The 12,513-nt window shown below is 63.2% G+C and carries 9 protein-coding genes; 2 read left to right on the top strand and 7 right to left on the bottom strand.

Going from position 1 to position 12,513, the window contains the following annotated elements; all coding sequences use genetic code 11:
• Positions 1-29: 29 nt before the first annotated feature.
• From cmoB to AC3RCM_RS22235, 7 genes are all read right to left on the bottom strand, one after another.
• Positions 30-986: a tRNA 5-methoxyuridine(34)/uridine 5-oxyacetic acid(34) synthase CmoB gene (gene cmoB, locus AC3RCM_RS22265; protein ID WP_064491118.1), complete on the bottom strand. Its 957-nt coding sequence runs from the start codon at positions 984-986 to the stop codon at positions 30-32.
• The gene (gene cmoA, locus AC3RCM_RS22260) at positions 983-1,726 is read right to left on the bottom strand and encodes a carboxy-S-adenosyl-L-methionine synthase CmoA (RefSeq protein ID WP_010952541.1); all 744 of its coding nucleotides are present in this window, start codon (positions 1,724-1,726) and stop codon (positions 983-985) included. Before cmoA ends, cmoB begins: the two co-directional genes overlap by 4 nt.
• Before the next feature lie 89 nt (positions 1,727-1,815).
• Positions 1,816-2,208 carry a protease inhibitor I42 family protein gene (locus AC3RCM_RS22255; RefSeq protein ID WP_064491119.1) on the bottom strand — a complete coding sequence of 131 codons (393 nt, stop codon included), beginning with the start codon at positions 2,206-2,208 and terminating at the stop codon, positions 1,816-1,818.
• Positions 2,209-2,359: 151 nt separating this feature from the next.
• On the bottom strand, positions 2,360-4,777 hold the full coding sequence (lon, locus tag AC3RCM_RS22250) for an endopeptidase La (protein ID WP_064491120.1): 2,418 nt from the start codon (positions 4,775-4,777) through the stop codon (positions 2,360-2,362).
• 464 nt (positions 4,778-5,241) lie between these two features.
• A complete protein-coding gene (locus tag AC3RCM_RS22245) occupies positions 5,242-7,653 on the bottom strand; it encodes a glucose/quinate/shikimate family membrane-bound PQQ-dependent dehydrogenase (RefSeq protein WP_492629146.1) in 2,412 nt (803 codons plus the stop codon).
• A gap of 30 nt (positions 7,654-7,683) precedes the next feature.
• Complete coding sequence (locus tag AC3RCM_RS22240) at positions 7,684-9,018, bottom strand: carbohydrate porin (protein WP_104887114.1); 1,335 nt, start codon at positions 9,016-9,018, stop codon at positions 7,684-7,686.
• A 296-nt stretch (positions 9,019-9,314) separates the two neighbouring features.
• Positions 9,315-11,351, bottom strand: coding sequence for a TonB-dependent receptor (locus AC3RCM_RS22235; RefSeq protein WP_492629145.1), 2,037 nt, complete (start codon positions 11,349-11,351; stop codon positions 9,315-9,317).
• Positions 11,352-11,514: 163 nt separating this feature from the next.
• On the opposite strand from AC3RCM_RS22235, the gene AC3RCM_RS22230 reads away from it, so the two are divergent.
• Together AC3RCM_RS22230 and AC3RCM_RS22225 are read left to right on the top strand one after the other, a co-directional pair.
• The gene (locus AC3RCM_RS22230; protein WP_012053596.1) at positions 11,515-11,736 is read left to right on the top strand and encodes a VF530 family protein; all 222 of its coding nucleotides are present in this window, start codon (positions 11,515-11,517) and stop codon (positions 11,734-11,736) included.
• 1 nt (position 11,737) lies between these two features.
• Entirely contained in the window at positions 11,738-12,373 is a 636-nt protein-coding gene (locus AC3RCM_RS22225) for a Pr6Pr family membrane protein (RefSeq protein ID WP_064490975.1), read from the top strand.
• Positions 12,374-12,513 lie beyond the last annotated feature (140 nt).

Raw genomic sequence — 12,513 nt, 5'->3', positions numbered from 1 at the left:
GAATTCAGGCGCCCTTGCGGGCGCCTTTTTTATTTGCGCGCCAGCAGGGTGGCGCGGCGCGGGGCAGGCAGGCCTTCGACGGTCTTGCTGTGGTCGTTCGGGTCGAGGAAGTCGCTCAGTGACTGGTAGCGCATCCAATCGGTGCTGCGCTGTTCCTCGACGCTGGTCACGCTCACGTCGACGCAGCGCACATCGCTGAAGCCGGCACGGCGCAACCAGCGGGCCAGCGCCGGTACCGACGGCAGGTACCAGACGTTGCGCATCTGTGCGTAGCGGTCTTCAGGCACCAGCACCTGGTTTTCGTCGCCCTCGATAACCAGCGTTTCCAGCACCAGCTCGCCACCCTTGACCAGGCAGTCCTTGAGCGCCAGCAGGTGCTCGATGGGCGAGCGGCGGTGATAGAACACGCCCATGGAAAACACGGTATCGAAACCTTCCAGGTTGGCGGGCAGGTCTTCCAGGGCGAACGGCAGGTGCCAGGCCGGCAACTCCGGCAGGTATTGCTGCACGGCCTGGAACTGGCAGAAGAACAACCAGTTGGGGTCGACCCCAATCACCATGTCTGCGCCGGCGCCGAGCATGCGCCACTGGTAGTAGCCATTGCCGCAGCCCACGTCGAGTACACGCTTGCCCTTGAGGTCCAGGTGCGGGCCGACCCGTGACCACTTCCAATCCGAACGCCATTCGGTGTCAACGTGCACGCCAAACAGGTCGAACGGCCCTTTGCGCCAGGGCGACAGGCCCATCAGTGCCTGGCGCATCTGCGCGCGGGTGGCGTCGTCGCAGTCGCAATCCAGACGCAACCCGTTGACCAGGTCGATTTCACTGGGTTGCAGGGCGGGCAGGGCTTCCAGCGCCCCGCGCCAGCGGTCGAGGTCACCGTGACCCTTTTCCAGCTTGGCGTCCAGTTGTGCTTGCAGGCCTTGCGACCAGGAAGCCAGGGGCGTGCCCGCCAGGCGGCGGACGAGGGGAGACAGATCGATCATGGCAGGGCTATCAACGAGGCGAAGTTAAGGCATTGGAACCAAGGCACCACTTTCGAGAAGCCGGCTGCGCGCAGGCGTTCCTGGTGGGTTTCGAGTGTATCGGGCTTCATCACGTTTTCGATGGCGCTGCGCTTCTGGGCGATTTCCAGTTCGCTGTAGCCATTGGCCCGTTTGAAATCCAGGTGCAGTTCATTGAGCAGGTCCTGCTCTTGTTCATCGGCGAAGCGCAGCTTCTCCGACAGAATCAGCGCGCCGCCGGGCAGCAGCGCCTGGCGGATTCGCCCGAGCAGTTCAAGGCGCTGGTCAGGGGCGATGAACTGCAGGGTGAAGTTCATCGCCACTACCGAGGCGGGCTCGAAGGGCAGGGCAAGGATATCGGCTTCCAGTACTTGCACTGGCAGCAACTCCTGGAACATCGAATCCTGCGCAGTGAGGTACTGGCGGCAGCGCTCGACCATGGCGGCGGAGTTATCCACCGCGATTACCCTGCAGCCGTCGCTGCGCACATGGCGCCGCAGCGACTGGGTAACGGCACCCAGCGATGCGCCCAGATCGTACAGTGCGGTGCCTGGCTGGGCGAACCGAGCGGCCAGTACCCCGAGGTTCTCGACAATGGTTGGGTAACCGGGCACCGAGCGCTTGATCATGTCCGGGAACACACGCACGACGTCTTCGTTGAAGACGAAGTCGGGCACCTGCTCCAGGGGTTGGGAGAAAAGGCGGTCGGGTTGTTTGCTCACGGCGAATCCAGGCGGCTGGTGATAGGCAGGGGGCGCATTCTAGCCAAACCGCAGCCCGGATGCATGGTTGGCTGACCAGCGCTTTGCGCTCAATTGACCCGAATGGCGCAATCGAAGGTCTGTACCGGGCGCACTTCCGGGGCCCAGGGTTGCTGGTAGACCAACACCAGGTTCCCCTCGCCCGTAGCGCGGGCCTGGAAGCGCCAGGTCGATAGGCCCGAGCTGCCGACGATACCGGTGTCTTCAGGCGCGCTGTAAACCTCGGGGCCAAGGCTGTGCAATACGTTGGGCGCCGGGTTCTGTACCAGCCAGCGGTAGCCGGTGGTGGGGTTGCTGGGCAGGGTAAGCGTGAGGATCTGGCCGACCTGCAGGCGCTTGGGGCATTCGCTTTCGGCGTCCAGGTCAACGGGCTGCGAGGATTGTTGCGCGCAAGCAGAAAGCAGGGCGAAGCTCAGGGGAACGAGCAGACGAGGAGAGGTCATGGTGGCTCCGAAGGCTGGCGATGGCCTGAGGATACCCGATGATCGAGGAAATTTGTGCTGCCTGTGCCGGCCCTTTCGCGAGTAAGCCCGCGCCTGCAGGGATAGCGTACCCGTGCAGGCGCGGGCTTGCCCGCGAAGAGGCCGGTGCAGGCTAGAACAGCACTTTCGCCACGTCGGCAAAGCGTTTGGCGAAATGCACTGTCAGGCCTTCGCGCAGGTAGTCCGGCAGTTCTTCAAAGTCACCGCGGTTGGGCTCCGGCAGGATCAGTTCGAAAATCTTCTGCCGCCGCGCTGCAATCACCTTCTCGCGCACGCCGCCAATCGGCAGTACCTGACCGGTGAGGGTCAGCTCGCCCGTCATGGCGACACCTTTTTTGGCAGACTGGTCGCGGGCCAGTGAAAGCAAAGCGCTGGCCATTGTGATGCCGGCACTGGGGCCGTCCTTGGGCGTGGCGCCTTCTGGGACGTGCAGGTGGATGAACGCTTCGTTGAAGAAACCTGGATCCCCGCCAAATTGCTTGAGGTTGGAGCTGATGTAGCTGTAGGCAATTTCGGCAGACTCCTTCATCACGTCACCCAGCTTGCCGGTCAGCTTGAAGCCGCGGTTGTGGGTGTGGATGCGGGTCGCCTCGATCGGCAGCGTGGCGCCGCCCATGCTGGTCCAGGCCAGGCCGGTGATGACGCCTTTGCCAGCCAGTACCTGCTCGCTGCGGAACACCGGTATGCCGAGTGCGTTTTCCAGGTCCTTGGTGCCGATCTTAAGCTTGGCGTCGGGGTTTTCCAGCAGCTTGACCACGGCCTTGCGCACCAGTTTGCCCAGTTGCTTCTCCAGCTGGCGCACGCCGGCCTCGCGGGCATAACCGTCGATCACCAGGCGCAGGGCGCTGTCGCTGATGCTGAGGCTGGTCTTGGAAACGCCGGCCTTCTCCAGCTGCTTGGGCCACAGGTGGCGCTTGGCGATGGTCAGTTTTTCTTCGGTGATATAGCCAGACAGGCGGATCACTTCCATGCGGTCGAGCAACGGCCCAGGAATCGAATCGAGGGTGTTGGCAGTGCACACGAACAGCACCTTGGACAAGTCCAGGCGCAGGTCGAGGTAGTGGTCGAGGAAGTCGACGTTCTGCTCGGGGTCGAGGGTTTCCAGCAACGCTGAGGCCGGGTCGCCCTGGTAGCTCTGGCCCATCTTGTCGATTTCGTCGAGCATGATGACCGGGTTCATCACTTCGACGTCTTTCAGGGCCTGCACCAGCTTGCCGGGCTGGGCGCCGATATAGGTGCGGCGGTGGCCCTTGATCTCGGCTTCGTCACGCATGCCACCGACGCTGAAGCGGTAGAACGGGCGGCCGAGCGATTCGGCGATGGACTTGCCGATGCTGGTCTTGCCCACCCCGGGCGGGCCCACCAACAGCACGATCGAGCCGCTGATCTCGCCTTTCCAGGCGCCCACGGCGAGGAACTCGAGGATGCGCTCCTTGATGTCGTCGAGGCCGGAGTGGTACTGGTCGAGGACTTTGCGCGCGTGCTTGAGGTCGAGCTTGTCTTTGCCGTACACGCCCCACGGCAGGGCGGTGGCCCATTCCAGATAGTTGCGGGTGACGGCGTATTCGGGTGAGCCGGTTTCCAGGATGGCCAGTTTGCCCATCTCTTCATCGATGCGCTTGCGTGCCTGCGGTGGCAGGGTCTTGCCTTCCAGGCGTTGTTCGAACTGTTCAAGGTCGGCGCTGCGGTCGTCCTTGGTCAGCCCCAGCTCTTGCTGGATGACCTTGAGTTGTTCCTTGAGGAAAAACTCGCGCTGGTGCTCGCCGATCTGCCGGTTGACCTCGGCCGAGATCTCGTTCTGCAAGCGCGCGACTTCCACCTCTTTGCGCAGCATTGGCAGTACTTTCTCCATGCGTTTGAGCATGGGCACGCAGTCGAGCACTTCCTGCAACTGATTGCCGGTGGCCGAGGTGAGCGCGGCGGCGAAGTCGGTGAGCGGCGAAGGGTCGTTGGGGCTGAAGCGGTTGAGGTAGTTCTTCAGCTCTTCGCTGTACAGCGGGTTGAGCGGCAGCAGCTCCTTGATCGCGTTGATCAGTGCCATGCCGTAGGCTTTGACCTCGTCGGTCGGCTCGGCGGGCTGGCGCGGGTATTCGACTTCGACCAGGTAGGGCGGGCGGTGGTGCTTGAGCCAGTTGCGGATGCGCACCCGGGACAGGCCCTGGGCGACGAACTGCAATTTGCCGTTTTCGCGGCTGGCGTGGTGCACCTTGACCAGCGTGCCGTACTGCGGCAGTGCCGAGGTGTCGAAGTGGCGGTGGTCCTCTGGCGGGGTGTCCATGAAGAACAGCGCCAGGCAGTGGTCCGGTGACTTGGCTACCAGGTCGAGCGTTTCGGCCCAGGGTTCTTCATTGACGATGACCGGCAGTACCTGGGCCGGGAAGAACGGGCGGTTGTGGATCGGGATGACGTAGACCTTGTCCGGCAGCTGCTGGCCGGGCAGGGCGAGGGCGTGGCCGGCTTCGGCCTGGAAGGTGTGTTCGACTTCGCTGTGTTCGTCAGGGTGTTCGGGGAAATCCTGCTGGTCGCTCATGGGGCACCTGCGTGAATGACTATGGTGCTTAGATGGGGCGGGGAGGGATGGGTTTCAATGGTTCGGGAGCAGCCTTGTGTCGCGATTGGGCTGCGCAGCAGCCCCAGAATCCATCCAGCATTCTAGATCGTTGGGGCCGCTGCGCGACCGAAACGCGACACAAGGCCGCCCACAAGGACTGCGCCAGGCTTTAGATGTGTACGGCGACCTTCAGGGCTTCCAGCGCCGGCTAGACCTTGATGCCCAGCGCTGCACCCAGCTCCATATGGGCGGTTTTGCGGTGATGATGTTTCTCGATACCGCGCTGGGCTGAGGCTGAACACCGGCCTGTGGGAGCGGCCTTGTGTCGCGAAAGGGCCGCGAAGCGGCCCCGGCATTATTTGCATCGACGCTGAAATCCCGGGGCTGCTGTGCAGCCCTTTCGCGACGCAAGGCCGCTCCCACACGGATGGGAGCGGTGTCGCTTACTCGGCTAATTTGTAAGCGATGATGTAATCGCCCATCTTGGTGCCCAGCGAGCCATGGCCGCCGGCAGTCACCAGCACGTACTGCTTGCCGTCCTTGCCGGTGTAGCTCATCGGCGTAGCCTGGCCACCTGCTGGCAGGCGTGCTTTCCACAACTCCTTGCCGTTGTTCACGTCATAGGCGCGCAGGTACTGGTCGAGCGTGCCGCTGAGGAAGCCGACGCCACCGGCGGTGACGATCGAGCCACCCATGCTCGGCACGCCAACCGGCAGGCCGATCGGTAGCGGGGTGCTGTCGCGGGTGGTGCCGTTCTTGTGTTTCCACACCACCTTGTTGGTGAACAGGTCGATGGCGGCGACGTAGCCCCAGGCGGGTGCCTGGCACGGTACGCCGAGCGGCGACATGAACGGGTGCATGATCACTGCATACGGTGCGCCGGTGTTCGGCTGCACGCCGCTGGTCTCGCTTTCGCGCTTGCTGCCTTCGGCAACCTGCTCACGCGGAACCATCTTCGACACGAACGCCATGTAGTTGGGCGAAGTGAACAGCAGCTGGCGCACCGGGTCGACCGACACGCTGCCCCAGTTGAATACACCGACGTTGCCGGGGTAGACCAACGAACCTTGCTCGGATGGCGGGGTGTACTGGCCTTCGTAGCGCAGCTCGCGGAACTGGATGCGGCACAGCATCTGGTCGAAAGGCGTGGCGCCCCACATGGCCTGTTCGGTCAGCTCTGGGCCGAGCAGGTTGAGGTCGGAGCGGGCCTGGGTGGGCGAGGTGTGGTCGCCTTCCACTGCGCCTTGTGGGGTGGGGATCTCGCGGATCGGCACGATTGGCGTACCGTCGCGGCGGTCGAGCACGTACAGGCTGCCTTGCTTGGTCGGTACGATGATCGCCGGTTTCACGCCATCGTCGGTTTTCAGGTGTACTAGGGTCGGCTGGCTGCCGACGTCCATGTCCCACAGGTCGTGGTGGGTGAACTGGTAGTTCCAGCGTGCCTTGCCGGTGGCCAGGTCAAGGGCGACCACGCCGGCGCTGTACTTCTCGGCGCCCGGGGTGCGGTCGGCGCCCCACTGGTCCGGGGTCTGGTTGCCCAGCGGCAGGTAGATCATGCCAAGGTCTTCGTCGACGCTGGCGATCGACCACATGTTGGCCGAGTTGCGGCTGTACATTTTGCCGGCAGCCAATGGCTTGGTGTCGTCCGGGTTGTTGCTGTCCCAGTTCCACACCAGGTGGCCGTCGTGCACGTCGTAGGCGCGGATCACCCCGGACGGCTCATTGGTCGACTCGTTGTCGGTGACGTGGCCACCGATGATCACCATGTCACGGGTAATCGCAGCAGGCGAGGTGGAGTAATAGCCGCCGGCGGTGAATGGGCCAATGCCGGTGGTGAGGTCGATCACGCCCTGGTTGGCGAAACCTTCGCAGACCTTGCCGTTGTCGGCGTTGATGGCGATCAGGCGGGCATCCGCGGTAGGCAGGTAGAGGCGACGCGGGCAGGCTTGGGCCACGGCCTGGCCTGCATCGGTAATTTTCGGCGCCGGGCTGCCGTCGCGGCTGACGTAGCGGTTTTCGTCATAGTACGAGACGCCACGGCAGGTCATGTGGGCAAAGCCCTTGAAGGTGCCGGTCGGGCTCTTGACCTGCGGGTCGTAGCGCCAGATTTCCGCGCCAGTGTCCGGGTCCAGCGCCAGCAGGCGACTGTGCGCGGTGCAGGCGTACAGCATGCCGTTGACCTTCAGCGGGGTGTTCTGGTTGGTCAGCTCCACCGGGTCGTTTTCGGTTGGCAGATCACCAGTGCGAATGCGCCAGGCTTCTTCCAGACGGTAGGCGTTCTGCGGGGTGATCTGGCGCAGCGGCGAGTAGCGGTCGCCATGCTCGGTACGGCCGTAGGCCTGCCATTCGCCGTCGGGCATGGCCGGGGCGGCGCTGGCCATTTCGCTGCTGTCGCGGCCCAGTTCGCCGAACACTTCACCGGGATGGGTGAACTGGCTGGCCAGCGCGCAAGCGCCCGAAGCGACCACTGCCACGCCGAGCAGTGCAGTGTTGGCTTTGCTGGCTGGGCCGATCAGCGGGCGACGTGCCCACGGCAGCAGCAACACCACGCCGATGGCGAACCAGATAGCCAGCCGTGGCACCAGTTGCCACCAGTCCAGGCCTACTTCGAACAGGGCCCATACGGTGCTGCCCAGCAGCACCAGGCCATACAGGCCCAGGGCGATCTGGCGTTGGGCCAGCAGCAGGATGCCCGAAAGGGCAAAGCCGATACCGGCGATCAGGTAGTACAGCGATCCGCCCAGCTGGCTCAGCTTGATACCGCCGGCCAGCAGGGCCAAGCCCATCAGCAACAGCAGCGCGCCAATCAGGCGCGGTAGCCAGCGGCTTCCTTGGTTCGCACCTTCAGTGCTCATCGTAGGTTCTCCGTCAGGTCAAAAAAGGGGTTAGAAACTGCTCTGGATCTTCAGGCCGCCGATCAGGGCGCCATCGACCTGCGACACCCCGCCCGGGTGGCGGATGTACTGCAGGTTGGGGCGTACCGTGAGCCAGTCGGCCAAATGGATGCCGTAGTACAGCTCGGCGCTGTACTCGGTGTCCTGCACTGGCAGGAAGCCCGGGTTGTCGTAGTCGTAGAGGCCGGCGGCCTGGTTGACCAGGCGGGCGTTCTTGCGATAGGCAGGGTTGACGTGCACGCGAGCCAGGGCGAAACCGATGTCGTCCTTGGCGCGGGCATCGAAGAGCCCTTTGAATACCAGTCCTGCCTGCACATAGTTGTCGATGGCATTGGTCTTTTTGTCATGCACCGTGGCGTTGGCGAACACGCTCAAGCCGCGCGACTGGTCGGACGCCAGCGAGGTGACCTGCTGCTGGGCGCCAATCCACAAGCCGTGCTTGCTCGAACTGCTGCGGTAGGCGGCGCCGCTGATGGCGGCCGGCTGACCGTTGCTGTCCTTGAGAACATCTTGTGCCTTGGCATTACTGTAGTAGTAGCCGGCACGATATTCCCCTTTCAAGCCTTGGATACGTGGGGTCCATACCAGTTCGAACGGCATTACCGCACCCTGGGTGCCGCTGCCGCTGAGCTTGAAACCATTGCCGGATTCGAGGTTGGAAGGGTTCTGCTCGAAGACGCCGACCTGGGCGTACAGCTCGGGGGTAAGGTTGTAGCGCACGCGCAGGGCCCACTGGCTGACTGGCCAGTTGTACCAGATGCCACCCACCCAGTTGCCCACCTGCGAGCCGCAGAAAGCCAGGTTCTGGAAGTCGCAAGGGAAGCTGTTGAAGTCCTCGCCTTCACCGAAGCGGCCGAATTTCACATCCAGCGCACCGTCGAAGTACTTCTGCTTGATCCACATCTGCGTCAGCCGCCAGGTTTCGCCGCGGCCCCAGACTTCCTGGGCGGAGGTGAAGCCGCCGACACGCGGGTCGTTGATGCGGTCGTTGCTGATGTTGTCGCCGTGACGCTCGGTGACGGTCAGCTGGAATTCGGTGTCATGCCAGCCGAGGATCTTCTCCAGGTCCAGGTGGCTGCCGAAGGTGAACTGGTCGCTGTAGCGCGCGGTGCGGTCGTGGTCGTAGCCGCCGTGCAGGTTGCTGCCCATCTCGCCGGTGTAGCCAAGGGTGAAGTCGTAGCCCTTTTCCAGCAGTTCGCTGCGGGTTCCGCCCCAGTCGCCGAGCATCCAAGGGGAGTCGCTGGCGAACATTTCGCTGGCGCCGGCGGGGGTTGCCAAGGCACTGAGGGCCAGGCCGATGTAGCAGGTTTTAGGCAGTTGGAACATGAGATAGCGCTATCTTTTGATTATTGAAAAAAACGGCAAGCGCATCGAAGGGCGGGCCCCTCAATGGATATGGCGACAAGATTAATCGATGAAGCGTTTCAGCTTGCGGCGGGGAGGATATAGGGGAAGTTATAAGAAAAAAAGACAAATTGTCGCAGAGGATTGTTGTTGAACGGGCAACAGTCGTCATTAATCGAGGCAGGTGTAGGAGCGGGTTCACCCGCGAATGCGCCGGTTGCCCTACCATCGTATTCGCGGGTGAACCCGTTCCTACACCGATCTTCGTCGCTTGTGGTTCAGAAGGTGGTACGCAACCCGACTTCCACGCTACGCCCCGGCGCCGGTGCGATATCGCGCAGGATCGAACTGGCATAGCGCACGGTCTGGTCGGTCAGGTTTTCGCCGCGCACAAACGCCAACCACTGGCTTTGACCAATGTCGAAGCGGTAGCCAACGCTCGCGCCCAAGGTGGTGTAGCCATCGGTGCTGGTTTCGTTGGCGGGTTTGCGGTGCTGCGACGCAGCGTGCTGCACGTCTACCCGCGCCTGCCAGCGGTCCAGCTCCCAGACCAGGCCGCTGTTCAGGCGCAGCGGGGCGATGCGGGGCAGTGGCTCGCCACTGTCGAGGTTCTTGGCCCGGGTATAGTCACCGGACAACTCCAGTGCGAAGCTGCCGTAACGGTTTTCGGCCAGCTGCCAGCGGTCCTGGGCCTCGATGCCGTAGAAGCGCGCCCGCATGCCTTGGTACTGGTATTCCGGGAAGCCCTCATGATCGTGATCGTGGTCATCCTCGTCATGGTCATGCCCGCCCTCGCGGGTGTTGCCGGTACCGATCAGGCCGATGTAGTTGCGGAAGTGATTGTAGAACACCCCGACACTGCCTTTATGGGTGCCGTTGTCGAAGCGTAGCGCCAGGTCGACGGAAATGGCCTTTTCCTTGTTCAAACTGGCGTCGCCGACTTCAAAGGCCCCGGTGGCCACGTGCGCGCCATTGGCGTACAGCTCGTAAAAGGTCGGGGCACGCTCGGTGTAGCCGAGGTTGGCCGCCAGCGACCAGATGGGGTCGAGCTGGTACACAGCCCCCGACGACAGGCTGAAGGCGTTGAAGCTGCTGGCGCTGTCTGCGTCGACGAAGTTCTCGTTGCCTTTGGCGTCAGGATCTACGCGGGTGTGCTCCATGCGCGCACCCAGGCTCAGGTTCAGGCGCTCGCTGGCTTGCCACTGCTCGAGCATGAACAGTGCCACGCTGTCGGTATCGGTATGCGGGACGAAGGCTTCCTCGCCGAGGGCCGAAAACTCGTTACGGCTGACTTGGGCCCCAATGATCCCTTCCACTGGTCCAAGCGGTTGGTGGCGGGCTTCAATACGCGCTTCGTAGCCTTTGTTCTTGAAGGTGGTATGGACCTCGCCTTCTTCGATTTCTTTGTGTTCGTAGTCGGTGTAGCCGGCATCTACCTTGACCGAGCTGAACGGGCCGTCGAGGTCGCGCAGTTCGGAGGCGAAGGCGTAGTGATCCTGTTTCATGTCCAGGCGCACGCCGGACTCGGCCACCGAGCCATAGTTGCTGTCGTAGCCGCTGTACGACAGGCCGGCGTAGCCGTGGTCCCAGTGGTAGGCACCACCGATTGCGCCGCCGTCCTGGCGACCGTCGCTGTTTTCCAGGCGGTGTTTGCTGCCGGGCTCGTCGGCATCGCGCACCTTGGCGCTGCGTGCGTAGCCCGGGATGCGCAGGTCGTTGAACTGGCGGCTGTTGGCATCCAGGTGCAGGGCGAAGGCGCCGTCGCCGGCCTCCAGCTTGCCGGCGCTGCTGCGGGTGGTGTCGGCGCCGCCGTAACGCAGTTCACTGGCACCGTGGATGCCCTCGATCGGCGAGTCCGGGATGCGGTTGTCGAAGGTGTTGACCACCCCGCCAATGGCGTTGCCGCCGTAAAGCAGGGCGGCCGGGCCCCGGACGATTTCGACGCGCTCGACGGTTACCGGGTCCAGCGGCACGGCATGATCGTAGGACAGTGACGAGGCATCCAGGGCACCGACGCCATTGCGCAGGATACGAATGCGGTCGCCATCCAGGCCGCGGATCACCGGGCGGCTGGCGCCAGGGCCAAACCAGGTAGAGGCGACACCGGGCTGCTTGTTCAGGGTTTCACCCAGGCTGCCGTGCTGCTGTTGCAGCAGGTTTTCGCCTTCGAGCACGGTGCTGGGGGCGGCCAGTTGGCGGTTACCCAGCGGGTTGGCGGTGATGACCTGTGGTTCGAGTTCTACGGCCTGGCTGGGGGATGCAGCCAGCCAGAGTGCGACGGCAAGGGGGGAAAGGCGAAGCGGTGTGTACAGCATGGGGATGGGGCGTTCCTTGGCAGATGCTTTTTAGCGTTACAACATAACATAACTATTCCATCACAGAGGTTTTGCCTCTGACCAGCGATTTTTCTGTCGACTCGACGGATCCCGCCCACCACTACACTCGTGTAAGGTGCGCATCTTTCCTACGGAGCACAGCATGAGCACGGCCCAACACAACGCGCTGCACGGCAAGACCCTTGAACAAATCCTCACCGAGCTGGTGGCGCATTACCAATGGCATGGCCTGGCCGAGCGCATCGATGTGCGCTGCTTCAAGAGCAACCCGACCATCAAGTCGAGCCTGACGTTCCTGCGCAAAACACCGTGGGCGCGGGAAAAGGTCGAGCAGCTGTATGTGAAGCTGCAGCGTCAGGCCTGACATGCCGCGTCGCCCTTGGCTGACCGGCATGGCGGTGCTGGGCTGGTTCGGCCTGGCCGTGCAGGTGAACCTGGTACTGCTGGCGCGTTGGCAGGAACAGGCCAGCCTGATTGGTGGCCTGATCAATGTGTTCGGCTACTTCACCGTGCTGACCAATACCCTGGTGGCGACGGTGCTCAGCTATGCCGCATTCGGCCGGGAAGGCCGTGGCAAACGCTTTTTCCTGTCGCCCTCGGTAAGCTCTGCAGTGGCCGCCAGTATCGTGCTGGTGGCGCTGGCCTACAGCGTGCTGCTGCGTCATTTGTGGCAACCACAGGGTTGGCAATGGCTGGCGGACGAGTTGCTGCACGACGTGATGCCGGTGCTGTATGCCTTGTACTGGTGGAGCGAGGTGCCCAAGGGCAGTTTGCGGCTATGGCATTTGCTGGTGTGGGCGGTGTACCCGGCGGTCTACTTTGGTTATGCGTTGTGGCGGGGGAGTGAGATTGGCGTCTATGCCTACCCGTTCATCGATGTGGCCAGCCTGGGGTATGGGCAGGTGATGCTCAACGCCCTTGGGGTGCTGGCGGGTTTCTGGGGGATAGGGCTGGTGTTGCTTGGGCTGGATCGGTGGCGGGGGCTGCACCGGCTGGCTTGACCTGTACCGGCCTCTTCGCAGGCAAGCCCGCCCCCGCAGAGAAATCACAAGCCCAAGGGCTGTGGTATTCGCTGTGGAAGCGGGAGGCACGCGGCCCGGGTGTCAGCAGCAGAGCACAAGATTGCTGATATCCCCAAATG

This window comes from Pseudomonas sp. GW823-FHT05G12, assembly GCF_058795575.1.
Note: the sequence above shows the minus strand (reverse complement) of the source record. Positions and strands in the feature narration are given on the sequence as shown.